The 24,683-nt window shown below is 69.3% G+C and carries 24 protein-coding genes; 17 read left to right on the plus strand and 7 right to left on the minus strand.

All coding sequences use genetic code 11. The features are described 5' to 3' along the window. Positions 1-36 precede the first annotated feature (36 nt). Complete coding sequence (locus tag H074_RS13355; RefSeq protein ID WP_007030575.1) at positions 37-942, plus strand: haloalkane dehalogenase; 906 nt, start codon at positions 37-39, stop codon at positions 940-942. A 52-nt stretch (positions 943-994) separates the two neighbouring features. Here H074_RS13355 and H074_RS13360 read toward each other — a convergent pair whose 3' ends face one another. Then, complete coding sequence (locus H074_RS13360) at positions 995-2,278, minus strand: aspartate aminotransferase family protein (protein WP_007030576.1); 1,284 nt, start codon at positions 2,276-2,278, stop codon at positions 995-997. Between the two features lie 166 nt (positions 2,279-2,444). On the opposite strand from H074_RS13360, the gene serS reads away from it, so the two are divergent. Beyond that, positions 2,445-3,713, plus strand: coding sequence for a serine--tRNA ligase (gene serS / locus H074_RS13365; RefSeq protein WP_007030577.1), 1,269 nt, complete (start codon positions 2,445-2,447; stop codon positions 3,711-3,713). A 70-nt stretch (positions 3,714-3,783) separates the two neighbouring features. Next, entirely contained in the window at positions 3,784-4,776 is a 993-nt protein-coding gene (locus tag H074_RS13370; protein WP_007030578.1) for a DUF3558 family protein, read from the plus strand. Positions 4,777-4,798: 22 nt separating this feature from the next. Here H074_RS13370 and lhgO read toward each other — a convergent pair whose 3' ends face one another. Further along, positions 4,799-6,055, minus strand: coding sequence for an L-2-hydroxyglutarate oxidase (gene lhgO, locus H074_RS13375; protein WP_338022474.1), 1,257 nt, complete (start codon positions 6,053-6,055; stop codon positions 4,799-4,801). 8 nt (positions 6,056-6,063) lie between these two features. Here lhgO and H074_RS13380 point away from each other — a divergent pair, with 8 nt between their 5' ends. Both H074_RS13380 and H074_RS13385 read left to right on the plus strand, forming a co-directional pair. After that, positions 6,064-6,660 (plus strand): TetR/AcrR family transcriptional regulator, encoded by a 597-nt coding sequence (locus tag H074_RS13380; RefSeq protein WP_007030580.1) that lies wholly within the window; start codon positions 6,064-6,066, stop codon positions 6,658-6,660. After that, complete coding sequence (locus H074_RS13385) at positions 6,657-7,145, plus strand: nuclear transport factor 2 family protein (protein ID WP_007030581.1); 489 nt, start codon at positions 6,657-6,659, stop codon at positions 7,143-7,145. Before H074_RS13380 ends, H074_RS13385 begins: the two co-directional genes overlap by 4 nt. Positions 7,146-7,149: 4 nt before the next feature. On the opposite strand, the gene H074_RS13390 is transcribed toward H074_RS13385, so the two are convergent. Continuing rightward, positions 7,150-8,691 (minus strand): MFS transporter, encoded by a 1,542-nt coding sequence (locus H074_RS13390; protein ID WP_007030582.1) that lies wholly within the window; start codon positions 8,689-8,691, stop codon positions 7,150-7,152. Beyond that, positions 8,688-9,785 carry a C45 family peptidase gene (locus H074_RS13395; protein WP_007030583.1) on the minus strand — a complete coding sequence of 366 codons (1,098 nt, stop codon included), beginning with the start codon at positions 9,783-9,785 and terminating at the stop codon, positions 8,688-8,690. Before H074_RS13395 ends, H074_RS13390 begins: the two co-directional genes overlap by 4 nt. Before the next feature lie 206 nt (positions 9,786-9,991). Between H074_RS13395 and H074_RS13400 the strand changes: the two genes are divergently transcribed. Next, positions 9,992-10,687: a hypothetical protein gene (locus tag H074_RS13400; protein ID WP_007030584.1), complete on the plus strand. Its 696-nt coding sequence runs from the start codon at positions 9,992-9,994 to the stop codon at positions 10,685-10,687. On the opposite strand, the gene H074_RS13405 is transcribed toward H074_RS13400, so the two are convergent. Continuing rightward, positions 10,657-13,797, minus strand: coding sequence for an AfsR/SARP family transcriptional regulator (locus H074_RS13405; RefSeq protein WP_007030585.1), 3,141 nt, complete (start codon positions 13,795-13,797; stop codon positions 10,657-10,659). The genes H074_RS13400 and H074_RS13405 overlap by 31 nt on opposite strands. 125 nt (positions 13,798-13,922) lie before the next feature. Here H074_RS13405 and H074_RS13410 point away from each other — a divergent pair, with 125 nt between their 5' ends. The 8 genes from H074_RS13410 (at position 13,923) to H074_RS13445 (ending at position 20,485) form a co-directional block, all read left to right on the plus strand. Next, a complete protein-coding gene (locus H074_RS13410) occupies positions 13,923-15,053 on the plus strand; it encodes a DegT/DnrJ/EryC1/StrS family aminotransferase (RefSeq protein WP_007030586.1) in 1,131 nt (376 codons plus the stop codon). Between the two features lie 7 nt (positions 15,054-15,060). Then, on the plus strand, positions 15,061-15,990 hold the full coding sequence (locus H074_RS13415; RefSeq protein ID WP_007030587.1) for an NAD-dependent epimerase/dehydratase family protein: 930 nt from the start codon (positions 15,061-15,063) through the stop codon (positions 15,988-15,990). A gap of 26 nt (positions 15,991-16,016) precedes the next feature. After that, on the plus strand, positions 16,017-17,213 hold the full coding sequence (locus H074_RS13420) for a glycosyltransferase family 4 protein (RefSeq protein WP_039922343.1): 1,197 nt from the start codon (positions 16,017-16,019) through the stop codon (positions 17,211-17,213). Further along, positions 17,200-17,826 (plus strand): acyltransferase, encoded by a 627-nt coding sequence (locus H074_RS13425; RefSeq protein ID WP_007030589.1) that lies wholly within the window; start codon positions 17,200-17,202, stop codon positions 17,824-17,826. Before H074_RS13420 ends, H074_RS13425 begins: the two co-directional genes overlap by 14 nt. Positions 17,827-17,991: 165 nt before the next feature. Continuing rightward, positions 17,992-18,474 (plus strand): Uma2 family endonuclease, encoded by a 483-nt coding sequence (locus tag H074_RS13430; protein WP_007030590.1) that lies wholly within the window; start codon positions 17,992-17,994, stop codon positions 18,472-18,474. A 120-nt stretch (positions 18,475-18,594) separates the two neighbouring features. Beyond that, positions 18,595-19,161, plus strand: coding sequence for a copper resistance CopC family protein (locus H074_RS13435; RefSeq protein WP_007030591.1), 567 nt, complete (start codon positions 18,595-18,597; stop codon positions 19,159-19,161). A gap of 71 nt (positions 19,162-19,232) precedes the next feature. Then, positions 19,233-19,742 carry a SigE family RNA polymerase sigma factor gene (locus H074_RS13440; protein WP_007030592.1) on the plus strand — a complete coding sequence of 170 codons (510 nt, stop codon included), beginning with the start codon at positions 19,233-19,235 and terminating at the stop codon, positions 19,740-19,742. Beyond that, positions 19,739-20,485: a hypothetical protein gene (locus tag H074_RS13445; protein WP_007030593.1), complete on the plus strand. Its 747-nt coding sequence runs from the start codon at positions 19,739-19,741 to the stop codon at positions 20,483-20,485. The genes H074_RS13440 and H074_RS13445 overlap by 4 nt, the downstream gene beginning before the upstream one ends. Before the next feature lie 70 nt (positions 20,486-20,555). On the opposite strand, the gene H074_RS13450 is transcribed toward H074_RS13445, so the two are convergent. Continuing rightward, positions 20,556-21,515: a Gfo/Idh/MocA family protein gene (locus H074_RS13450; RefSeq protein WP_007030594.1), complete on the minus strand. Its 960-nt coding sequence runs from the start codon at positions 21,513-21,515 to the stop codon at positions 20,556-20,558. Then, positions 21,512-22,618: a DegT/DnrJ/EryC1/StrS family aminotransferase gene (locus H074_RS13455; RefSeq protein WP_039922345.1), complete on the minus strand. Its 1,107-nt coding sequence runs from the start codon at positions 22,616-22,618 to the stop codon at positions 21,512-21,514. The genes H074_RS13450 and H074_RS13455 overlap by 4 nt, the downstream gene beginning before the upstream one ends. A gap of 158 nt (positions 22,619-22,776) precedes the next feature. On the opposite strand from H074_RS13455, the gene H074_RS13460 reads away from it, so the two are divergent. From H074_RS13460 to H074_RS13470, 3 genes are all read left to right on the plus strand, one after another. Then, the gene (locus tag H074_RS13460) at positions 22,777-23,502 is read left to right on the plus strand and encodes an acyl-ACP--UDP-N-acetylglucosamine O-acyltransferase family protein (protein ID WP_007030596.1); all 726 of its coding nucleotides are present in this window, start codon (positions 22,777-22,779) and stop codon (positions 23,500-23,502) included. 161 nt (positions 23,503-23,663) lie between these two features. Continuing rightward, positions 23,664-23,903, plus strand: coding sequence for an acyl carrier protein (locus H074_RS13465; protein ID WP_007030597.1), 240 nt, complete (start codon positions 23,664-23,666; stop codon positions 23,901-23,903). Next, on the plus strand, positions 23,903-24,658 hold the full coding sequence (locus H074_RS13470; protein ID WP_007030598.1) for an SDR family NAD(P)-dependent oxidoreductase: 756 nt from the start codon (positions 23,903-23,905) through the stop codon (positions 24,656-24,658). The genes H074_RS13465 and H074_RS13470 overlap by 1 nt, the downstream gene beginning before the upstream one ends. The last annotated feature ends 25 nt before the right edge of the window (positions 24,659-24,683 follow it).

Here is a 24,683-nt window from a genome sequence, read left to right on the forward strand (position 1 = left end):
CGGCATAGGCGCACGATTCCCACTAACGTGGGAGTCGTGCGCCTTTTAAGGACACCGGACGACCGGTTCTCGGACCTGCCCGATTTCGACTTCGAACCGCGCTACGCGGAACTCGTCGACCTTCACGGCGGCGTGATCAGAGTGGGGTACGTGGAGGCCGGACCCGAAGACGGGCCGCCCGTCCTCCTGCTGCACGGCGAGCCCACCTGGTCCTACCTCTACCGCAAGGTCATCCCGGTGCTCGCCGACGCCGGACTGCGCGCCATCGCGCCCGACCTGGTCGGCTTCGGCCGCTCCGACAAACCCGGCGACATGGTCGACCACACCTACCAGCGGCACGTCGAGTGGATGCGCGCGTTCGCCTTCGACGTGCTCGACCTGACCGACGTCACCCTGGTCGGCCAGGACTGGGGCGGCCTGATCGGCCTGCGGCTGGTCGCCGAAAGCCCCGACCGCTTCGCCAGGGTCGTCGCGGCCAACACCGGCCTCCCCAGCGGCGACACCGACATGCCCGAGCTCTGGCACAAGTTCCGCGACACCGTCGAGAACGCCCAGGTCCTCGACGTCGGGCGATTCGTCCAGTCGGGCTGCCAGACCAGGCTGTCCGACGAGGTCCGCGCCGCCTACGACGCGCCGTTCCCGAACGAGATGTACAAGGCCGCGCCGCGCGCGATGCCGTCGCTGGTGCCGATCACCCCGGACGATCCGGCCTCGGCCGCCAACCGGGCCGCGCTGAAGGTGCTTTCCGAACTGGACAAGCCGTTCCTGGTCTCGTTCTCCGACGGCGACCCGATCACCGCGCCGTGGGGTCTCGAACTGCGGGGGTCGATGCGCGGCGCTCGCGAACTCGAGCATCCGACGATCACCGGCGCCGGTCATTTCCTGCAGGAGGACGCCGGCGGGCGGCTGGGCGAGGTCATCGCCCGTTTCGTCAAGTCCTGATCCTCGTGAGTGGCAAGGACGGTTCTAACCGTCCTTGCCACTCACGAGAGTGTCAGGAGATCGCCGCCAGCGAGTCCAAGATGATCCCGAGGCCCTCGGCGGCTTCCTCGGCGGTGAGTGTCATCGGCGGCGCGATCCGCAGGACGTTGCCGTGCAGCCCGCCCTTGCCGATCAGCAGCCCGCGCGCCTTGGTCTCCTCCATCATCCGCGCCGCGGCCCCCGGATTCGGCTTCATGCCGCCCGGCTCGACCAGTTCGACGCCGATCATCAGACCCTTGCCGCGTACGTCCCCGATCAGCGGGTTCCCGGCCGCGCGCAGGCCGTCGAGCAGTTCGTTGCCACGGGCGAGCGCGTTGGCCTGCAGATCGTGGTCGGCGATGTGGTCGAGGACCGCGGCCGCACCCGCCATCGCGACCGGGTTGCCGCCGAAGGTCGAGATCGAGTTCGCGGTCAGGCAGTCGACGAGGTCGCCGCGCGCCACGAGCCCGCCGATGGCGAGGCCGTTGCCGAGACCCTTCGCGAAGGTCATCGCGTCGGGGACGACGTCGTGCGCCTGGATCCCCCAGTAGTGTTCCCCGGTCCGCCCCCAGCCGGTCTGGACCTCGTCGGAGATGAACAGGATCCCGTACTGGTCGAGGACCTCCTTCATCGCCTTGAACAGGCCGTCCGGCGGTGAGCTGAAGCCGCCGACGCCCTGGATCGGCTCGGCGATCATGCAGGCGACGTCGCCCGAGGTGCCCGTCTCCAGGACGTCGACCAGGTCCGCGACGCACGCGTCGATGTACTCCGTGTCCGAAAGCGCCCGGAACGGGCTGCGGTACCGGTAGCCGCCGTGCACGTAGCTCACCTTCACCGGGCTGAGCGACGACGCCGACCAGCCGCGGTTGCCCGTGATGCCGACCGTCGCGAACGACCGGCCGTGGTACGAGTTCCGCATCGCCAGCACCTGGTTGCTGCGCCGGTACTGGGTGGCGAGCATGAGCGCGGTGTCGTTGGCTTCGGTCCCGGAGTTGGTGAAGAACACCTTCGCGTCGGGGATGCCGGAGAGCTTCGCGATGCGCTCGGCCAGTTCGACCTGCGAGCGGATCAGGTACAGCGTCGAGGTGTGCAGGATGCCGGTGTCGAGCTGCTTGCGCACGGCGTCGCTGATCGCCGAGACGTCGTAGCCCATCGAGTTCGTCAGGATGCCCGCGAAGAAGTCGAGGTAGGTGCGCCCGGTCGAGTCGATGACCCGGCGGTCCTGCGCGTGCACGATCTCGATCGGCTCGTCGTAGTAGAGCGCAAGCCACGACGGGAGTACCGCCTTGTGCCGCGCCAGCAGGTCCGCATCGGTCATCGGGTTTCTCCGTCCGCAGCAGGGAATCCGGGGCCGGGCTCAGTATGGGGACGGTCCGAAACGGGCGACAACGATCAGACTGTCGGGTTATCCGCAGCGGCCCGCACAGTGTGTACGGGGAAACTGCCTCGAAGTGCGTGAAGGCCACGGACTACCCTCTGCACTCGTGATTGACCCCAGGACTCTGCGCGATGACCCGGACGTCGTGCGCGCTTCGCAGCGCGCCCGTGGCGAGGACGAAGGAGTGGTCGACAAACTGCTCTCCCTCGACTCCCGCCGCCGGTCCTCCATCGCCGCCGCCGACAAGCTGCGCGCCGAGCAGAAGTCGCTGGGCAAGCTCATCCCCAAGGCTCAGGGTGACGAGCGGGCCGAGCTCCTCGCCAAGGCGAAGGACCTCGCCGCCCAGGTCAAGACTGCCGAGGTCGAGCAGACCGAGGCGTCGGAGGAGTTCGAGCAGCTGCACCGCCTGGTGCCGAACCTCGTCCACCCTGACGCGCCCGAAGGCGGCGAGGACGACTACGTCGTGCTCAAGCACGTCGGCGAGCCGAAGAAGTTCGACTTCGAGCCGAAGGACCACCTCGAACTCTGCGAGGGCCTCGGCGCGCTCGACATGGAGCGCGGCGCGAAGGTGTCGGGCTCGCGGTTCTACTTCCTCACCGGCGTCGGCGCCCAGCTGCAGCTCGGCCTGCTGAACATGGCGATCGCGCAGGCGACCGCGAACGGTTTCACCCCGATGATCACGCCGACCCTGGTGCGGCCGGAGATCATGGCCGGCACCGGCTTCCTCGGCGCGCACTCGTCGGAGGTCTACCGGCTGCGCGACGACGACCTGTACCTCGTCGGCACCTCCGAGGTCCCGCTCGCCGGCTACCACGCCGACGAGATCCTCGACCTGGGTGACGGCCCGAAGCGGTACGCGGGCTGGTCGTCCTGCTACCGCCGCGAGGCCGGTTCGTACGGCAAGGACACCCGCGGCATCATCCGTGTCCACCAGTTCGACAAGGTCGAGATGTTCGTCTACACGCGTCCCGAGGACGCCGAGGCCGAGCACGCGCGCCTGCTGGACTGGGAAGAGCAGATGCTCGCCAAGATCGAGGTCCCGTACCGGGTGATCGACACCGCGACCGGCGACCTCGGCACGTCCGCGTACCGGAAGTTCGACTGCGAGGCGTGGGTGCCGTCGCAGCAGACCTACCGCGAGCTGACCTCGACGTCGAACTGCACGACGTTCCAGGCTCGCCGCCTGGGCATCCGTTACCGCGACGACGACGGCCGTCCGCAGACCGTCGCCACGCTGAACGGCACGCTCGCCACCACCAGGTGGATCGTCGCGATCCTGGAGAACCACCAGCTCGAAGACGGTTCGGTCCGGGTGCCGGAGGCGCTGCGTCCCTTCCTCGGTGGAACCGAGGTGCTCACTCCGGCATCGAAGTAGGGTCCGCGCCGAGGAGCGCGGCCTCGGTGGTCGCGCACAAGTAGTGTGCGAGCCGATGAGGAGGGGACGCATGCGGTTTCGGAATTCGTTCGCGATCGGGCTGGCGGCGCTGACGCTCGCCGGCTGCACGTCGACGATCGCCGGTACGGCCTCGCCCGTGCCCGGACAGGGACCGGTCGTCACGAAGGCCGAGCCGTGCGAATTGATCACGCAGGAGCAGGCGGAGGCCCTCGGGGTCACCTACCCCGGCAAGGAGCGCCCGGCGGACAAGGCGCGGAAGATCCCCGCGACCTGCCGGTACCCGGAGCTGGAAGACGCGCCGGACGGGGTCGCGCTGGAGGTTTCGCGAAGCTTCGACCTCTCGCAGGGCGATTACCTCAACGGTGCTCTCCCCGGGGAGAAGTTCGGCATCGGCGGGTTCACCTGGACGCGGTACGCGACCATCCTCGGTCCGAGCTACTGCTCGCTGATCACCGAACTGGACCCGAAGACCTTCGTCGAGATCACGAGTGATGCTCCCGGCGACGACAACAGCAAGGCCTGCGACCTGGCGAAGGCCGCGGCTCCCGCGGTCGCTTCCCACCTCCCCGGCGGACAGCCGAGCCCGCCGCTCACCGCGCCCCCGGGACAGAAGCCGATCGAAGCTTCCGGACCGCTCGTGACCGTCGATCCGTGTTCCCTGCTCAAGCCGGATCAGGTGGCGCCGTTCAACCTCGCGGCCGCGCGGCCGATGAACGGTTCGTCGAGGGATCCCAAGAACGGCTGCCAATGGGACGACAACGACGGCGACGAGGGCAAGAAGGCGCTCGACCTGTGGATCTACACGGCTACGAAACTCGAGGACGTTCCCGGTCTCGAAGGCACCCCGGTCGAGCAGATGGTGGCAGGCAAGAAGTGGGTCGTCTACTCGAGCCCGGACAGCCCGATCTGTGTCGCGATGCTGCCGGTCACGGAGACCTCCTCGGTCAAGCTCGACACCGGTGACCTCAGCGACAACGCCAAGGCCTGCGAAATCCCGCAAGCCGTGATGCCGCTGGTGACCGCGAACCTGCCCGCGTCCTAGCGCCGAGTGATCCCCTTGCCCACTAGGCGGTCACCTCGTCAGCGATGTGCTTCGCGATCTCCAGTGCGCTGGTCGCCGCCGGTGAGGGCGCGTTGAGGACGTGCACCTGGTTCCGCGCGGTCTCGATCAGGAAGTCGTCGACGAGCGCGCCGTCCGGGCGCAGCGCCTGCGCGCGGACGCCGGAGCCGTGCCGCACGATGTCGTCCTCGGTGACGGCGGGCACGAGCCGCGCGAGGCTTTCGGCGAAGCGGCGGCGGGAGAACGACCGGCGGACCTCGTCGAGCCCGGTGGGGTACGCGTATTTGCGCGCGAGCCGCCAGACGCCGGGGAAGCGGGCGACTTCGGCGAGGTCCTTCGCGGAGACGTCGCGCCAGGTGTAGCCCTCGCGGCGCAGCGCGAGCACGGCGTTGGGGCCGGCGTGCACGCTGCCGTCGAGCATGCGGGTCAGGTGCACGCCGAGGAACGGCAGTGACGCGTCCGGGACCGGGTAGATCAGGCCGCGCACCAGGTGGCGGCGTTCCGGCTTCAGTTCGTAGTACTCGCCGCGGAACGGCACGATCCGCGCGCCCGGGGTGAGCCCGGCGAGCCGCGCGACACGGTCGGCGTGCAGGCCCGCGCAGTTGACGAGGGCGTCCGCGTGGAGCACGTCGTCACCGGTCGCCACCTCGACGCCGCCGGTGCGGCCGGGGCGGATCCCCAGCGCGGGCGTGCCGAGGCGCAGGTCGGCGCCGGCTTCGTCGAGCAGCCGCACCAGCGCGGCGCAGACGGCGGGGAAGTCGATGATGCCGGTGGACTCCACGCGCAGCGCGGCCACGCACGAGACCTCGGGTTCGTACTCGCGAGCCTCGCTCGGGGTGATCAGCTTGGCCGGGACACCGTTGGCCTCGGCGCGTTCGGCGAGCACCTTGAGCGCCGGAAGCTCCGCTTCGGAGGTGGCGACGACCAGTTTGCCGCAGACCTGGACCGGCACCCCGTACTGCCCAGCGAAGTCCACAATGGACCTATTGCCCGCGGTGGACATCCTGGCCTTGAAGGAACCCGGCTTGTAGTAGAGCCCCGCGTGCACGACGTTCGAGTTGTGCCCGGTCTGGTGGGCGGCCCAGCGGTCCTCCTTCTCGAGCACCGTGACGTCCAGACCCCGTTTGGTCAGCTCCCAGGCTGTGGCGAGACCGACGATCCCGCCCCCGATGACTACGACTGTGCGCACGATCGACCAGGTTACCCGGAGCGCTACCTGACACCTGTCAGGTTCGGTGGTAGCGTACCTAACCGATGTCAGGTAAGCGGTTGAGCAGGGAAGAACGCCGGGAGCGGATCCTGGCCGCGGCGGCGCGGGTGTTCGCCGCGTCCGGCTACGACGCGGCGGGGATGCGGGAGGTCGCGACGGCGGCCGGGATCAGCACGCCCGTGCTCTACGACCATTTCCCGTCCAAAGCTGCGCTGTACGCCGGGCTGCTGGAGTCCGAAGTGGACAGTCTGCTGGCCGGCTGGGCCGCGCTGCCACCGTCGGACACCGCCGAGGACCTGCTGCGCGGCCGGGTGGCGGCGATCTTCGCCTGGATGGAGGCGAACGAACGCGGCTGGCGGATGATCTTCGCCGAGACACCGTCCGACGAGGGGGTGGCGGAGGTGCACCGGCGCGGACAGGCCAGGGCCACCGGGCAGCTGACCGAGGTGTTCGCCCAGGTCCCCGGCCTGGCGCTGACCGCGGACCTGCCGCGCGACCGCGCGAACGAAGCGCTCGCCGAAGCGGCGAAGAGCGCACTGAACGCCATCGCCACCTGGTGGTGGAGCAATCGCGACATCCCGCGGGAGCAAGTCGTCGCGCTCACGACGGATCTGTTGTGGCGCGGTCTGGGAGCCCTGATCCAGGAGGACACATGAGCATCGACACCACCGAGCGGTACCGCCGGGCCCTTGAGACCCGGGACGTGGAACTCGCGCTGAGCGCCTTCGCGCCGGACGCGGTCGTGCACTCGCCGCTGACCAGCCGGGTCCGGTTCAGCGGGCACGAGGAACTCAGGCCGCTGCTGGAGGTCGCCTACTCGCATCTGCGCGACGTCCGGTTCCACACCGACACGGGTGACGGGCCGACGCGGGTGGTCGTCTACACCGCGCGTATCGGCGGTGAGGAGATCGAAGAGGCGGCGGTGCTGAAACTCGGTGACGACGGGCTCATCGCCGAAGTGACGTTGTTCGTGCGGCCACTGCCGGGGCTCGTCGCGCTGATGGACGCTTTCGGCCCGGACATCGCGCGCCGCAACGGCCGGACCTTCGCGGCCCGGTTGCTCGCGGTGGCCGCGAAACCGTTGCTGGCCATGGTGCGGGCGGGTGACCGGCGAGCCGTGCCGCTCGCCGGTCCCCGCTGACACTTCACGCGGCCGCGGCCACCGGCACAGGCTCCTCTTCGGGGTCTTCAAGGACCTTCGGCACCCCTCTCAACGTGAACAACACGCTGACCGCCAGCACCGCCATCAATCCCGCCGAGCACAGCATCGTCAGCTGCAACCCGTCGACGAACGCCGACTTCGCGCCGGCCAGAACCAGTGCTCCTTGCTCGGGCGGCAGCCGCGCCGCGACCTGAACGGCCCCGCCGAGGGTGTCCGAGATCGCCGCTGAAGTCTCCGACGGCACGCCCGCCGGGATGACGAGTTCGCTCCGGTACAGCGCGCCGAGCGCGCTGCCGAGGACGGCGATCCCCAGCGCACCGCCGAGTTCGGTCGCCGTCTCGGAGATCGCCGACGCCGCACCCGCCCTGGCCTTCGGTACGACACCGAGCACCGTGTCCGTCGCGACGGAGAGGATCAGCGACAACCCGACACCGAAGACGATCATCGCGGCGAGCAGGTCCGTGTAGACGATCGTCACGCCGACACCCGAGTACAACGCGAAACCGGCCGCCGACAGGGCACAGCCGAGCCCGATGGTGGCCGCGCGGCCGAAGACCTTGATCCCCAGCGGCGCGAGCACACCGCCGAGGATCGCGCCGCCCATCCCCGGCAGCCCGGCGAGTCCGGACTTCAGCGGTGACCATCCCGCCACCAGCTGCAGGTACTGCGCGAACATCAGCGAGACCGCGAGCTGCGCGAACATCGCCAGGATCGTGGTGCCGACGGTCGCCGAGAACGCTCGCTGGGCGAAGAGCTTCAGATCCATCAGCGGTTCGGCCAGCCGCGGTTGCCGCAGGACGAACGCGAGCAGGCAGCCGAGGCCGAGCACGGCGGCGACCGCGATGTCCCAGTGCCCCCAGCCCTTGTACGCGACTTCCTTGATCGTGTAGACGATCCCGACCATGCCGACGATCGACGACAGCACGCTGAGGACGTCGATCCTGCCCGGTGCGGGGTTCTTCGATTCGGGCAGGATCAGCGCGCCCGCGATCACCATGACCACCACCACCGGCACGTTGACCAGGAACACCGAACCCCACCAGAAATGGTCGAGCAGGACCCCGCCGACGAGCGGGCCCATACCGAAACCGAGAATCGTCAGCCCGCTCGAAACCCCGATCACGGCCGCGCGTTCCTTGCCGGTGAACACGTTCCGCACGATCGACAGCGTCGACGGCATCAGCGTCGCGGCGGCGATCCCGAGCAGCGCGCGGGCGGCGATCAGGAGTTCCGCCGTCGGCGCGTACGCCGTGATCACCGAAGCGACACCGAACAGCGACGCCCCGATCAGCAGCAGCTTCTTCCGGCCGACGCGGTCGCCGATGTTCCCCATCGTGATCAGCAGCCCGGCGAGCGCGAAGCCGTACGCGTCGGCGATCCACAGCAGTTCCGTCGTCGACGGGTGCATCTGCTCCGAAAGCGACGGCAGCACCAGATGCAGCACGGTCAGATCGATCGCGATCAGCAGTTGCGCCAGCACGCAGACCGCGACGGTGCCGATCTTGCGGCCTTTGCCGATGCTCACCGCGAAACCCCGAAGGTGAGTTCCGGCGTGTGCCGCGCGGTGCCGTTCTCGCCGTCACCCAGGTAGAACCGGGTGCTCAGGGTGCGGGCCGCCGGATCGAGGACGCTGCGCCACAGCGTCCGCCACGGCGCGCCGGGCTCGATCGCGACGGACACCGCGTCGAGCGCGTCACGCGGCCCTGCCCCCGCCTTCTCGGTAAGAGTGCGCAGCCGCTGGTAGGTGAGGAAGCTGTCCGGGGTGTCCTCGGGCAGCGCGCCGAGATCCGGATGGCGGTGCAGCAGGTGGTTCGTGACGCACAGCGGCCCATCCGCGACCTCGACGAAGTGCTCGATGTCGTGCGCTCCGCGTTCGTACACGAAGCCACGGCCGGAGGCGTCGGCGACGATGTAGTGGCAGGGCGCGCCGTGCGCGTACTGCTTCGCGAGCATCAGGGCTTCCTTGGCCTCGTCGACGTTTTCGCAGGTGTCCAGCAGATATCGGCACACCTGCACGACCGAAAGACCCGCCTGCGGACCGGGAACGTTCTCAAGCGGCGCGGCCGCTTCGATGTCGGCCATCAGCAGCGCGACGACGAGCCCGGCCTCGTTGACGCCCTCCATCGCACCGTCCATTGTGGACATGGTCAGCGAGGTCGAGGCGATGCCGTCGTCGGGGATGATCGTCAGGACGTAGGGCCGTGACGCCATCGGCACGGTCCCATCGTCGACGGGTTCCGCGCCCGCCATCACCGCGCCCAGTTGACTCCAGCTCAAGGTGAAGAAGTCGTAGTTCCGGCCGAGCGTGCTGCCCGTCCACAGCGCCGAACAGCCCGACCCGGCGGGCAGGGCGCTCGCGTCGTCGAAGGAGACCGCCGCATCGGCCGGGAGCCCGTAGGCCTCGGCGAACCCGGCTGTGCGTTCGGCGTATTGCGGCCAGTTCCGCGCGAACCAGGTACGCCGCGCCTTGGCCACCATCGGCTCGATCGGCGGCGGGGACCAGTCCGAACGCGCCTGCGTTTCGGCGCCGAGGGCACGGCCGATTTCGGCTTGGGTGCCGCGCAACGTCAGATGCCGCACGGCGAGGAAGTCTTCGGGAGATCCGGCTAGGTAGGTCATGCCCGGAGGGTGTCCGCCGCCGCTGACCATCCGCGCACCACGCGCTGACGGCTTGTCGGTGCTTGTCGGTGCTTGTCATCGGAATGTCATGTGCCCCGCGCGAAGGTTCTCTCACCAAGGCAACGACAAGCGAGGGATTCCGTGCTCAGCAACAAGGTGTACGTCTTCGACCGCCGCGCGGCCGCCGAAGCGCAGCGTGACGCCCGATGAGGAACATCGACGGCGGTTTCCTCGCCGCGCCGGACCAGGCCGCGCTCGAACGCCGTGACCGGGAGGTGCGCAAGGGCAAGCTCGCCCTGCTCCTGACCGTCGCGGGCGGATTCGCCGCACTGGTCGCCGGCTATCAGGTCCTCGTGGACTTCTCCCCGGTTTCGCTGGTGGTGACGCTGATCGCGCTGGCCGCGGCGGTCGGTGGCGGCGTGCTCACCAAGCACCTGATGCGCAACGTGCGGTTCCGGGTGCACAAACCGAACGCGGGCCTGGTCGGCGCCGCGAAGCTGACGGGGCTCCTGGTGGCCTTCTTCGGGATCGCCGCCCTGCTCGGATCCATCGGGGCGCCCGGGCCGCTGCGGATCGTCCTGATCGCCGGCGGCGTCGGCACCATCGCCTACGTGAAGTCGCAGCACGACCAGCAGTGGGTGCTCTTCGAACTGGACGCGGTGGGCGTCCGGGTCGAGCGGACGGTCGTGCCCTGGCGTGACATCACCCGGCTCACCACCGACCCGGTCGGCCCCGGGATGACCCGGCTCGGCGCGGTCGGAGTCGACGCGGCGCCGCTGTACGTCGCGGTCCAGGACACCGAACTCGACCAGCGGCTCCTCGCCGACGCCGTCGTCCGCTTCGCGCCGCAGGGAACCCGGCTGACCCGCGCTCAGGACTCCCTGGGCAACCCGGCCAGTTGAGCGGCGCCGCGCACGCCGAGCCCTCGGCGATAGGCCCGGTCGAAATCGTCACCGAGCCGCTCCCGCACGGTCGTGCGGAGCAGGGCGGCGTCCGGATCGACGGCGAACGGGGTGCCCCGGATGGTCACCGCGGCGCCGATCAGGACCGCCGCCCGCTCGGCGTCGCCCCGCAGCAGCGCGACCCCGGCGAGGCCTTCGACGGCGCAGGCCACGGTGGTGTTGTCGTGCCAGCTGTCCGCCGACATGAGGGCGAGCCCGTGCAGTTCCTCGGCCCCGTCGGCGTCGCCCTCGGCGGCCAAGATCCAGCCGAGCGAGATCTTCGCACCGGCACGGACCCCTTCGGCCGCGAACGAACCGCCGGGACACTCCGCGAGCGCGAGTTCGCTCAGCGCGCGTGCCGCGGCCAGATCGCCCTCGTGCCGGGCGAGGAACGCGAGCCCGATGTACCCGGCCGCCCGGCTTTCCGGCATCCCGGCGCGGCGCGCGATCTCGATGGCGAGTTCGAAATCCGCCCGCGCCCCCGCCGTGTCACCGTGGAGCAGTTTGCTACCGCCGCGACGGCACAGCAGGTCCGCGTTGTCGTCGGACGCGCCGAGTTCCCGCATCAGCCGGAGCGCCTCGTTCATCATTTCGAGCGCTTCGGCCTGGCGGTTCGTCCAGACCAGGATCTGTGACAGATGGTCGAGGGCCATCGAAAGACCCCAGCGCTCACCGATCTTCCGGAACGCCGCCGCCCCCTCGCGCAGGAAACTTTCCGCGGCTTCGAGTTCGCCCCGCATCAGCGCACGGAGCCCGTAACCGGTCGGCGCGAGCGCGAGACTCCAGGCGTCGCTGTACGCCAGCAGGGCCCGACCGCGCTTCAGCAGCTCGTCGCCGTCACCGGGCGGACCGGTCACGACCCCCATCAACAGCAGCAGCGCCGGATTCCGGGGTGCCTTGGCCAGATCCCGCACGAGGTCGTGCACCGCGGGCATGTGCCGGTCGAGCGCCTCGTGGCCGCGGAGTCCCACCGCGGCGGCGAGCACACAGAGCTGGTACTCCTCGTCGAGGCCGTCCGGCGGGCGAGGGCCGAGGTTCTTGACCACTTCCAGGCACAGCGTCGAACCTTCGAACCGGCGACCGCGCATCCACCAGTACGTCACCAGCGCGGCCGAAAGCCGGAGCGCGATCCGCACGTCGGCCTCGGCGGCCCAGCGCAGCGCGGCCAGGAGATCGTCGTAGGCGGCGTCGAGACGGTCGAGCCAGACCAGCTGGTCGCCGGTGCGCAGAAGCGGGTCGGCCTCCTCGGCGAGGTCGAGGAAGTGCTCGGCGTGCGCGCGCCGCATCCGCTCGGTCTCGCCGGTTTCGGCGAGCTTCTCGGCGAAGAACGCCCGGATGGTTTCGAGCATCCGATACCGGTCGCCGGTGCGTTCGACCAGCGATCTGTCCACAAGGGACGGAAGCAGATCCGCGATGTCCGGCACGGCGCAGACCGCTTCGGCGTCGGCCAGGGTCGTGCCGCCCGCGAAGACGGTCAGCCGCCTGCCGAGCAGGCGTTCGTCCTCGTCGAGCAGATCCCAGCTCCAATCGACGACGGCGCGCAGCGTGCGATGACGGCTTTCGGCGCCCCGGCTTCCCCGTGAGAGCAGGCGGAACCGGTCGTCCAGCCTCGCGGCGATTTCGCCGACCGGCAGCGTCCGCACGCGCGAGGCGGCGAGCTCGATGGCCAGCGGCAGCCCGTCGAGCGCGGCGCAGATCCGCTGGACGTCACCCGCGGTGCCGTCATCGACGGCGAAGCCCGGATCGCCCGCCCGCGCGCGGTCGGCGAACAACCGGACCGCGGCGAACTCCAGCGACCGGGCGGGCGGCGTGCCCGGCGGCGGCACGGCGAGCCGCGGCACGGGGGAGACGACCTCGCCGGTGATGCCCAGCGGTTCGCGGCTCGTGGCGAGCACCCGCAGCGCGGGGGCGGCGCCGAGCAGCCGGGCGACCAGCTTCGCGGCGGCTTCGACCAGGTGCTCGCAGTTGTCGAGCACCAGCAGGACCGCCCGTTCGGCCAGCGCGTCGATCAGCCGCTCCAGCGGCGCGTTCTCCACTGGCGCGGTGACCGTCCCGAGTGGGACCGTCCGCAGGCCGAGCGCGGTCAGCACGGCGTGGGCGACAGTGAAGTCCCTGACGTCCTCGGTGTACGGCGCGAGTTCGACGAAGACTGCCGGGAGGTCCATCGCGGTCGCTGTCTCGATGGCCAGCCGGGTCTTGCCCGCCCCACCGGGGCCGGTCAGTGTCACCAGCCGTGAGCTGCCCAAGCGGCCGAGCACGTGCCGGAGATCGCCTTCACGGCCGATGAAGCTGGTGAGCTGGGCGGGGAGCGGCGCGGTCGTGGCCTTGACGGGCGGCGTCTCACCGCGCAGCACGGCCAGATGCGCGGCGGCGAGCTCCGGTCCGGGGTCCGTGCCGAGTTCGTCGGCGAGGACACGGCGGGCGTTCTCGAACGCGGTGAGCGCGTCGGCCTGCCGTCCCGCTGCGTGCAACGCGCGGATCAGCAGCGCGCGTGGCCGCTCTCGCAGCGGTTGATCGTCGATGACCGCGCGAAGCTCGGCGAGGACGTCTTCGTGTCTTCCCAGCTTGAGTTCGGCTTCGACGCTGTCCTCGATCGCCGACGTCTTCAGCTCGTTCAGCCTGGTGACCTGTGGAGCGCGGAACGGCGCGTCGGTGATGTCCGCGAACGCCGGGCCGCGCCAGAGACCGAGAGCGTCGCGAAGCAGTTCGGCCGCCTTCGCGGCGTCTCCCGCCGCGAGAGTGCGCCGACCTTCGTCGGCGAGCAACTCGAATCGATGCACGTCGACGTCGCCGGGATCCGCGGCGAGCCGGTAGCCCGCCGGGCTGAACTCGACGGGCGCGAGGTCCTTCAGCGCACCGCGCAGCCGCGAGACCTGCGATTGCAGCGCGTTCGCCACACCATCAGGTGGCTGATCGCCGTAGAGGCCGCCGATGAGCCGCTCCGCCGGGACGACCCGGCCCGCCTCCAGCACGAGCAACGCGAACAGCGTCCGGACCCTGGGCCCGCCGATCGGAACGGCGATGCCGTCCTCGCGGCGCACCTCCGTCGCCCCCAGAACGCCGAATCGCATGACGCAACCCTAGAGCGTCATTGACCTGGGAGGATCCAGCCCGCCCGAGATCGGCCGAATGGCGTCTATACACTTCGCCGGGTCCCCACGCAATGGGAGAGGGCTACGGGAGAGGGTAAGCAGGAATGTCCAACCAGGAACCTGTGGTCCTCGGTCAGCCGACCGTCGGCGACGAAGAACTCGCCGCGGTGGCGGAGGTGTTCCGGTCCGGCTGGCTGGCCGGTGCGGGCCCCGCTTGCCGCCGTTTCGAGGAACGCTTCGCGAAGACCGTCGGCACCGCGCACGCCCTGACCACCAGCAACTGTGGCTCGGCACTCTTCCTCGGGCTGCGTGTGCTCGGCGTGAAGCCGGGCGATGAGGTCATCGTCGGCGACTACACGTTCCCCGCCACCGGCCACGCCGTGCTCCAGGCCGGTGCGACGCCGGTGTTCGCGGACATCCGCCCGGACGTCTGGAGCGCCGACCCGGCGTCGATCGAAGCGCTGATCACCCCGCGCACGGTCGGCATCCTCGCCGTCGACGTCGCCGGGCAGCCCGGAGACTTCGACGAGTACCGCGCCATCGCCGACAAGCACGGCCTGTGGCTCTTCGAGGACGCCGCCTGCGCCGCGGGCGCCACCTACAAGACCCGCCCGGCGGGCAGCCTCGCCGACCTGGCCGCGTTCTCCTTCCACGGCCGCAAGGGCATCACCGCGGGCGAAGGCGGCGCGCTGGTCTCGGACCGCGAAGACCTCATCGCGCACGCGCGCAAGCTGCACACCTACGGCATCGAACCCGCCATCACCCGTGAGGGTTCCGGCGCGTTGCCGATCCCGGAGTTCCACGAGCTGGGCTACAACTTCCGGCTTTCGGACGTGCAGGCCGCGATCATGAACGTCCAGCTGGACCGCCTCCCTGACCTGCTTTCGGCCCGCCGTTCGGTGGCCAAGCGCTACCACGAGGCGTTCGAGAACCTGCCCGGTCTCGACGTCCCGGTGGAACTGCCGGACCGCGAGCACCCGTGGCAGGCCTACATCCTCACCGTGGCCCCGGAGATCGACCGCGACGCGCTCGCGCTGCGGATCCGCGAACAGGGCGTGCAGTGCAACTTCGGCACCTACGCCTCGCACCTCCAGCCCATCTACGGCAAGAAGCAGACCTTGCCGGTATCGGCGGACCTCTTCGCCCGTCACCTCGCCATCCCGATGCACGCCAACCTCACCGATACTCACGTAGACCGGGTCATCGCGACCGTCAGCGCCGCGTGGGCGAGCTAGGAGAGAAATGCCCGACAAGAAGGTCCTCTTCACCGGGGGCGGCGGCTTCATCGCCGCGCACGTCATCCCGATGCTGATCGAGGGCGGCTACACCGTCCGCGTCTTCGACAACATGACGCGCGGCGACCGCGCCAGGATCAACGAGTTCGTCGCCACCGGCAAGGTCGAGCTGGTCGAGAAGGACGTGCGCTACGGCGGCGCGGTGCGTGAGGCCATGCGCGGCTGCACGCACGTCATCCACTTCGCCACCGTGTCGATCAACAAGTCGGTCGCGGACCCGCACGAGTCCATCGACATCAACATGGTCGGCAACCACAACGTCTTCGCCGCCGCGGCGGACGAGGGTGTCGAGCGGCTCGTGTTCGCCTCGACCGCGTCCGTCTACGGCGACCCGAAGCGGCTGCCGATGCACGAGGACGACGAGCTCAAGCCGCTCACGCCGTACTGCATCTCGAAGCGCGCGGGCGAGGACATGCTCGGCTTCTACGAGCGCACCAAGGGCCTGTCCTGGAACGCGCTGCGGTTCTTCAACGTGTACGGCCCCGGCCAGAAGATCGAGGCCTACTACACGTCGGTGATCAACCACTTCATCCAGCGCCTGCGCGCCGGCCAGCCGCCGATCATCGACGGCCGCGGCGACCAGTCGATGGACTTCGTGCACGTCACGGACCTGGCCCGCGCCGTCGTCGCGGCGCTCGAGTCGGAGCAGGCGAACCTGCCGATCAACATCGGCACCGGGATCGACACCTCCATCGCGACGCTGGCGAAGATCCTCATCGACGCGGTCGGCGTCAACGTCGAGCCGCTGTTCAACGAGCGCGACGTGCTGGTTTCGCGGCGTGCCGCGGACATCACCCGTGCCCGCGAGGTCCTCGGCTGGGAGCCGAAGATCTCCGTGGAAGAGGGCATGTACGAACTGGTGAAGGCCTCGGAATGAGTGCCGGGCCAGGGGAGAGCCGCCCCATGCGCATTGCTGTCGTCAACAACTTCTTCCCGCCGAGGGTGGGCGGAAGCGCGCACATGGCGGCGTCCCTGGCCGAGCAGTACGCGGCGCGCGGGCACGAGGTGCTCGCGATCACCGCGGCCTACGCGGACGCCCCGGCCGACGAGACGAAGGACGGCTACCGCGTCGTCCGCCTGCCCGCGGTGAAGATGCCGCAGCTGGGCCTGTCGATCGACTTCGACATGAGTTTCGCCTCGCTGCGGCCGGGGAACTGGCGGCGGCTGTGGAAGCTGCTGGACGAGTTCAAGCCTGACGCGATCCACCTGCACGGGCAGTTCTTCGACCTGTCGTGGCTGGCCGGGTTGTACGCGCGGCGACACAAGCTGCCGATGCTGCTGACCATCCACACCCTGCTGATCAGTGACAACAAGCTGTACGGCGGCGTGTTCCGGTTCCTGGACAGCGTGCTGGTGAACCCGATCCTGCGCTACCTCAAGCCGCGGTTCGTCATCCTCGACAAGCTCGGGGTCGACTACTGCGTCGAGCGCTACGGCACGAGCGACGCGAACTCGGACTACTTCCCGATCGCCGTCGACACCGGGAACTTCGAGAAGCCGCTCACTCTCGATGTGCGTGCGGAGCACAAGCTGGGCGACGGTCCGGTGATCGTCTCGCTCGGGCACGTGATCCCGCTGCGCAACCGGCTCCCGCTGGTCGAGGCCCTGCCGTCCATTTTGGACAAGCACCCCGGCGTGAAGGTGGTCGTCGTCGGCCGCGTCTACCACGACGTCTTCCTGAAGCGCGCGGAAGAACTCGGCGTCGCGGACGCCATCATCGTCACCGGCGCCGTGCCGAAGGCGGACGTCCCCGCGTACTTCGCCGCCGCCGACATCGTCACGCACGACCTCAACGGGGGCTGCGGCACCGCGTCGCTGGAGGCGATGCTCTCGGGCACCGCGACCATCGCGTCGGTCACCGAGGACAACTACCCCGGCATCGAACTGCGCAACGGCGAGAACATCCTGCTGGTGCGGCCGGACGACAGCGAGGCGGTGGCGAGCACCGTCATCGAACTGCTCGACGACCCCCAGAAGCGGGCTTTGGTGGCACAGCGGGAAAGCGCGATGGTGCGGGCCAACTTCGGCCTCGACGTCGTCGCCGAAGAACACCTGCGTACCTTCGAGAAACTGGTGATCGAGGCCGATGTTCTTCGATGACGAGCGCAGCAACCGGCTGCGCCCGCAGATCCTGACCGAACTCGTCTCGCAGTACATGAACGACGCCGAGCGCGCTCGTTTCTACGGATTGCCGGAGTCGACGAGGGTCCGTGAGCGGGTCAAGATCATCAGCCCGGAGAATCTGAAGATCGGCGAACACTGCTGGATCGGCGAAGGCGCCGCGCTCGACGCGAGCGGCGGGCTGGAGATCGGCGAACACACCAGCATCGGCCTGAACACCCTGATCTTCACGCATTCCAGCTGGCTCGCGAACATGACGCTGCAGAACCACTCCGGCAGCGACCTCATCGAACGCAAACCCGTGAAGATCGGCAAAGGCTGCTTCATCGGCGGCCTCGTGGTGATCATGGCGGGCGTCACGATCGGCGATTTCGCCACCGTGCAGCCGAATTCCGTGGTCGCCAAGGACGTCCCACCGCGCACCCTCGTGGCGGGCAACCCCGCGCGCGTGTTCCAGAAGTACGACGAGGAGTACATCCAGTCCGAAGTGGAGCGTGTGCGCGGCGAGAACGCGCGGCGGCGCGCGCTGGCCGAGGAGCGCGGTGACGCCCTGGGGGCTTGGGGCGCCCCGGCGGGCGACTTCACGGAGTAGCTCACGACCGCCTGGCGACTGTGACGCGAAAGCCACTTTCGGGACACCAGACGTCGCGAAAGTGGCTTTCGCGACACGCCTCTCAATATCGGCTGAAGATGGTGATCTCGGGGTAGGCAAGGGCGCCTTCACCGACTGGGCGGCCATGCCCCGGAACGGGCCGAAGTGACGTGCGGTGTCCTGGTCGCGGCGCCGGTCCAAGACACCCGGCACCAACTGGCGGTGACCCGGCTCGCGTACTGGCTGGACGAGCGGCTCACGGAACTGGCCACCATCCCCGCGGTCGAATTGTTGCTCGCCGAGGAACCGTTGACCATTCGAGTACCGGACGTTCTCGTCACGGACTTGACCGAGCTGAATGTCCGCAGGGCCTGGCCGGCGGACGTGCGGCTCGTCATCGAGGTCCTGTCCGAGGGAACCGTCCGCACCGACCGGGTCACGAAGTTCTCCGAGTACGCCGAAGTCGGTATCGAGCACTACTGGATCGTCGACCTCGACGCCCCGGCGAGTATGACCACCTATCGCCTGATCGACGGCGAGTACGAGAACTTCGGCGAGCACACCGGCAAGGTGAGCCTCGACTTCGACGGCACCCCGCTCACCTTGGACCTCGACGCACTGACCACCCGCCACGCCCAGCGTCCCTGAACGCCTCGTGAGTGGTAAGGACGGTTCTAACCGTCCTTACCACTCACGAGCCGGAACCAACGCCTTCCCGAGCCCGACTACTAGGCTCGACGGGGAGTTCCCTGGCGAGGAGGGTGTCAGATGAGGTTCAAGCGGTTCGGCGCGTCGTTGCTGGTCACCGGGTTGGCCCTGCTGGGCGCCGCGTCCCCGGCGATGGCCCACTCGGAGCTGAAGAGCAGTGATCCGGCGAGGGGTGCTTCGCTGGCGACGCCGCCGACGCAGATCAAGCTGACCTTCTCGGGGCCGGTCACTCTCGCCGACGACAACCCGATCCAGATCACCGGACCGGAGAACGCGTCGTGGACGGTCGGCCGCGCGGAGGTCGCCGGAGCGGTGGTCACGGCGCCGGTCCAGGCCGTCGGACCCGCGGGCGAGTACACCCTCCGCTACAAGGTGACCTTCGAAGACTCGCACGCCGCGAGCGGCTCGGTGAAGTTCAACCTCTCCGCCCCAGTAGCCACCCCGAGCAGCCAGAGCCCGGCAACCAGCCAAGCTCAGGCCCCGGAGAACAGCGCGGCCCCGGCGCCGCAGGCCGGCGAGGCCACTCCCGAAGGCCTCCTGCCGACCTGGGTGTGGATCGTCCTCGCGGTGGCCGTGGTCGCGGCCGGCGTCGTCGTCGCGCTCCGGTTCACTCGCCGGAAGGACTGAGCCTTCACGGAACGACAGCGGTCGAGGCAACCTTTCAGGTGGTCAACCGTCGAACGGAGATGAGGACCAGGGTGGCTCGCGGCGATGACGAGTTCGTCGAGTTCGTGCGGAACTCGGCGACCCGTCTTCAGCATGCGGCCTACCTGCTCACCAGCGACCGTCATCAAGCCGAGGACGCCGCTCAGACGGCGCTCGCCAAGACGTATGCGGCCTGGTCGCGGGTACGCCGCAAGGACGCCTACGCGTACGCGCGGCAGGTCCTCGTCAACCACGTCATCGACGGCTGGCGGCGCCCGATCCGCGAGAACGCCACCGAGGAGATCCCCGAGCGGCCGAGCGGCATGGACGTCGCCGGTGCCGTTGTCCAGCGGAAATGGCTCCTTGACGCGTTGCGTACCCTCACAGACCGGGAGAGAGCCGTCGTAGTGCTCAGGCACTTCTTCGACTTGAAGGAATCCGATGTGGCCGGTGAGCTGGGTGTCTCGGTGGGCACCGTGAAGAGCACCAACTCCCGCGCCCTGACCAAACTGCGGATCACCGCGGAGGACGGAACGGAACTGATCGGCGGGCTGGGACGATGACCGACCTCGAGACGCTGCGCTCGGCTTTGCGGGAACCGCCTGCCGAGGGGTTCGCCGAGCCCGACCTCGGCGCGATCATGACCAAGGGCAGGCGCATCCGCCGCCGTCGCCGTCTCGCGACCGGCGCGGGCGGCGTCGCCGCCACCGTGGTGACGGTGCTGGTCATCGTCGGCGCGGTCGCGCTGAAGAAACCACCGCCGCCCGCCCAGCAGCCGCTCCCGCCCGCCGCGAGCGCCCCGTCTTCGTCGGCGCTGCCGCCCGCACCGCAGCCGACGATCACCAAGGCTCCGTCGACCTCGGTGCCGCTGGGCAACATCATCTCCCTCGAAACCAAGAGCGAGGGCGGCCGGGAGATGGTGCTCTACGCTTCCGCGCTCGACGAGCCCGACCTGCCGGGCGTCGAGTTCGGCTTGCGGGTCGCGTACCGGAACGACGACGGTTCGTACGACGACCTGATGATCAGCAACGAGTACAAGAAATCCGACCGGTCGTTCGGCTTCCACGCGGTGGACGGCGGGGACGTGATCCGGGGCACGTTCGTCCCCGTGTTCGGCTACTTCGCCGGCTCGGCGACGCGGATCACCAGCACGGTCCGGGGAAAGCCGGTCGAGGCGAAGGTGGTGCCCTGGAGCGAAGACCCGACGGTCTCCATCTTCTGGTTCGACGGTTCCCAGGTGGAGTCGGCGGGTGTGCTGACCCCCCTCGTCGCTTACGACGCGAGGGGCCAGCGCCTCACCAAATAACGCAATTCGGCACCTGGTTGCGATCCTTGCACACGCAAGAATCGCAACCAGGTGCCGAATTGCGAGAAGGTCAGGCCGCGGCCTGGGTCAGCACCTGGTCGACGACGGCGTGCGACGGCAGGATCAGGTCCCGCTCGGTGTCGGCGTCGACCTTGCCTTCAAGGAGATCGACGAACCGGTCCAGCTGGGTCGCGAGCGGCTCGCGCGCGGTGACCAGTTCCGGGATCTCGATGACGGTCTGCTGCCGGTAGCCGAGGCCGTCCGGGGTGACCGAGTCGTGCGAGACGTGCCGGTAGATGGTGACGTCGCGGCGGAGCAGGTCGATCTCGATCATGCGGTCCAGTTCCGACACCCAGAGCGAGCGGACCTTGCGCTGGCCGAGGCGGGACGCCGAGACCGTGGCGAGCCCGGACTCGAACGACAGCACCGTTTCGATGGTGTCCTCGGCGCCTTCGACCGAGCTCGGGTGGAAGTAACCCGCGCCGGAGGCGACCCGCTGCGGGGTCGCGCCGCCGAAGAACTGGATCGCCAGGTCGACGTCGTGCACCAGAAGGTCCCACGCGACACCGGTCTTGATGCGCGGCGCGTACGGGCCGTGGCGGCGGGCCATCAGGTGAATCGGCTCGTTGACCAGCGCCCGCGCGGTCATCACGGCCGGGTTGTAGCGCTCCAGGAGCCCGCACATCAGCGGGACGTCCTTCTTCGCCGACAGCCCGACGATCTCCTGGGAGAACTCGAGGCTGTTGCACACCGGCTTCTCGACCAGCATCGGCTTGCCCTGGCCCACGATCTCCTGCGCCAGCTCGTAATGCGCCTCGGTGGCCGAGGCGAGCACGACGGCGTCCACATCGGACAGTGAGCCGATTTCGGGCGTCCACTGGGTTTCGTAGCGTTCGGCGACCTTGCGTCCGGCCTCTTCGCGCGGGTCGATCACGCGGACGAGGTCCACGCGCTCGTTCGCGGCGAGGACACGGGCGTGCAGCGAGCCCATGTTCCCGGTGCCGATGAGGGCGATCTTGTGGGTGGTCATGCGCCGAGTACCTCGCGAACCGTTTCGATGATGGTGTCCAGGTCGGACTCGGAAAGGTGCGGGTGCACCGGCAGGGAAAGCGCCTGCGCGGCGACGGAAGCGGCCACCGGGAAGTCCTCGACCTTGGCGTCGGGGATGAGCGGGTGGTTCCGGTAGCAGTCGTAGTCGAAGACGATCTTCGGGTAGTAGATCCCGTTGCCGATGCCCTTTTCGGTCAGCGCGGCGGCGAACTCGTCGCGCGAGAGCATCGCGTGCGGGCCGACCAGCACGGTGTACTGGTGCCACACGTGCTCGCGGCCCGGCAGGACCTGCGGGACGTCGAGACCGGGCGTGCCGGCGAGGCCCTCGGAAAGGCGCTTCGCGTTGGCCTGGCGGGCGGCGGTGAGCTGGTCCAGCTTCTCCAGCTGCGGGATGCCGACGGCGGCGTGCAGGTCGGTCATCCGGTAGTTGTGCCCGGCGACCTCGTACTGGTAGCGGGCGCGCATGCCCTGGTTGCGCAGCACACGCAGGCTGTCGGCCAGCTGGTCGTCGTCCGTGGTGATCACGCCGCCCTCGGCGGTGGTCACGTTCTTGGTGGCGTACAAGGAGAAGCAGCCGATACCGAAGGAGCCGGCCCGCTTGCCCTGGAACGAGGCGCCGACGGCCTGCGCGGAGTCCTCGATGACCTTGAGGCCGTGCTCGGCGGCCAGCGGCGCGAGCTTGCCCATGTCCGCGGTCTGCCCGTAGAGGTGGACGGGCATGAGGACCTTGGTGCGGTCGGTGATCGCGGCGGCGACGGCGTCCGGGTCGATCGCGAAATCGTCGCGCCGGATGTCGGCGAAGCGGACGGTCGCGCCGGCTTCCAGGATCGCGTTCAGCGTCGCCACGAAGGTGAACGGCGAGGTGATGACCTCGTCGCCCGGCTGCAGGTCGAGCGCCTGGATGGCGGCGACCAGCGCGGTGGTGCCGTTGTTGACGGCGATCGCGTGCTTCGTGCCGGAAACGCTCGCGAACGCGTCCTCGAAGCGCTTGACCATCGGTCCCTGTGCGATGGCGCCGGATCGCAGCACCTCGACGACGAGGTCCTCCGCGTCACGGACGTCGACCACGGTAATGGGGATCATCTGCAAGTCTCTCTCGACTGGGCGTTCTGGTGCGTCCGGTACAGTGAGCCGCCGGTTCTGCGCCCGGCCGCCCGCTCTGGCGCGGGCCACACGTTACCGGGACCGCCGAAGCGCCCAATACCCCAGGCTGCCTCCAGCCACGACGAACGGATCTTCACGTGGTGAACCGCATCCACCCGACAGCAGTCATCGGCGAGGGTGTCGAGCTCGGCGACGACAACGTCATCGGGCCGTTCACGGTCATCGTGGGCCCCACCCGGATCGGGGACGGCAACTGGATCGGCCCGCACGTGACCATCGGCACCCCCGGCGAGGACCGTGGCCGCGAACACCCCGCCGCCTGGGAAGCCGCGCCGAACGGTGATCCCGATCACGACGGCCACGGCGTCGTCATCGGCAGCCGGAACCGGATCCGCGAATACGTCAGCGTCCACCAGGGCACCTGGCGCACGACCAGCATCGGCGACGGCGGCTACTTCCTCCGCGGCTCCCACATCGCCCACGACTGCCTGGTCGAGGACGCCGTGACGGTCGCCTCGAACGTCATCACCGGCGGCCACTGCCACATCTGGTCCGGGGCGAACCTGGGCATGGGCGCGATCCTGCACCAGCGGGTCGTGGTCGGCCCCGGCGCGATGGTCGGGATGAGCTCGGCGGTCCGCAAAGAGGTGGGCGCGTTCACCATCGCCGTCGGCAACCCCGCGCGCGTGACCGGCGTCAACACCGTGGGACTGTCCCGGCGGGGCCTGGACGAGGCCGCCATCGAGGCGCTGGGACCGTGGCTGAAGGGTAAGGCCGGTCTCCCTGAGGACGGGCTGGCCGACCGGCTGCCCGGCGACCTCTCTACCTTGGTGAAGGCGTGGGACGCCCGTCCGCGCGAGTGAGTACTTGAGCGGGAGCTCGAAGATGCCTGAACGCGCCTCGCCGAAGGCCCGCTACCAGGGGAGCAGGGCTCCCCGGTCGCGGTGGCGCGGTTAGTTTCATACCGAGAGCCCTGGTCACCTGGTCGCGGTCGCGCGTTCCAGAGAGAGGTAGGAGTCGAACGATGGCGGAAGTCGCCGGCAAGCTGCGTGAGGTCTTCGTCGAGGCGCTGGACCTCGATGCCGAAGTCGACGTCGAAAACCTGAAGTACCGCGACATCGAGGCCTGGGACTCGGTCGGTCACATGGCGCTCGTCGCGGCCATCGAGGACGAGTTCGATGTGGAATTCGACACCGACCAGGTGATCGACATGTCCAGCTTCAAGGTCGCCGTCGACATGGTGACCGACCTGCAGAACAAGTGATGCTGGACGGCAAGGTCGCCTTGGTCACCGGCGGGACCCGAGGGATCGGGCTCGCCACCGCGCGGGCGCTCGCCGGGGCGGGCGCCACCGTCGTGCTGACCGGCCGCGACGAGGCCAAGGCCAAGGAAGCGGCGGCCGCGGCGGGGGCCGCGAGCGGGCTCGCACTGGACGTCACCGACGCCAAGGCCGTGTCGACGCTGGTCCGCGGCGTGGCCAAGGAGCACGGCAAGCTCGACATCGTGGTCGCCAACGCCGGGATCATGGAGGACGCGCTCCTCGGCATGATCCGCGAGGAACTGGTCGACACCACGCTGAGCACGAACGTCGCCGGCACGCTGCACACCGTCCAGGCCGCGGCCAGGGCGATGATGCGCAAGAAAGCCTCGCCCGCCGGCGATAGAGGCACAAGCGCTGGCGCCATCGTCGTTCTCGCATCGATCGTCGGCGAGCACGGAAGCGCCGGTCAGACGGTGTACGCGGCCTCGAAGGCGGCGGTGGCGAACATCGCCCGTTCGGCCGCGAAGGAACTCGGCCGGTCCGGGATCCGGGTCAACGCGGTGGCGCCCGGCGTCATCGACACCGACCTGACCTCGGGCCTGACCGAGGAGGCCAAGGCCGAGAACATCGGCAAGACCCCCCTCGGACGGCTCGGGACGCCCGAGGACGTGGCGAACGCGATCCGGTTCCTCGTCAGTGATGACGCCTCGTTCATCACCGGCCAGGTGCTGGGTATCGATGGAGGATTAGTTCTCTAATGAAGGCGCGACGTGCGGCTGCCCG

The organism is Amycolatopsis decaplanina DSM 44594 (genome assembly GCF_000342005.1).
In the GTDB taxonomy this organism is placed as follows: domain Bacteria; phylum Actinomycetota; class Actinomycetes; order Mycobacteriales; family Pseudonocardiaceae; genus Amycolatopsis; species Amycolatopsis decaplanina.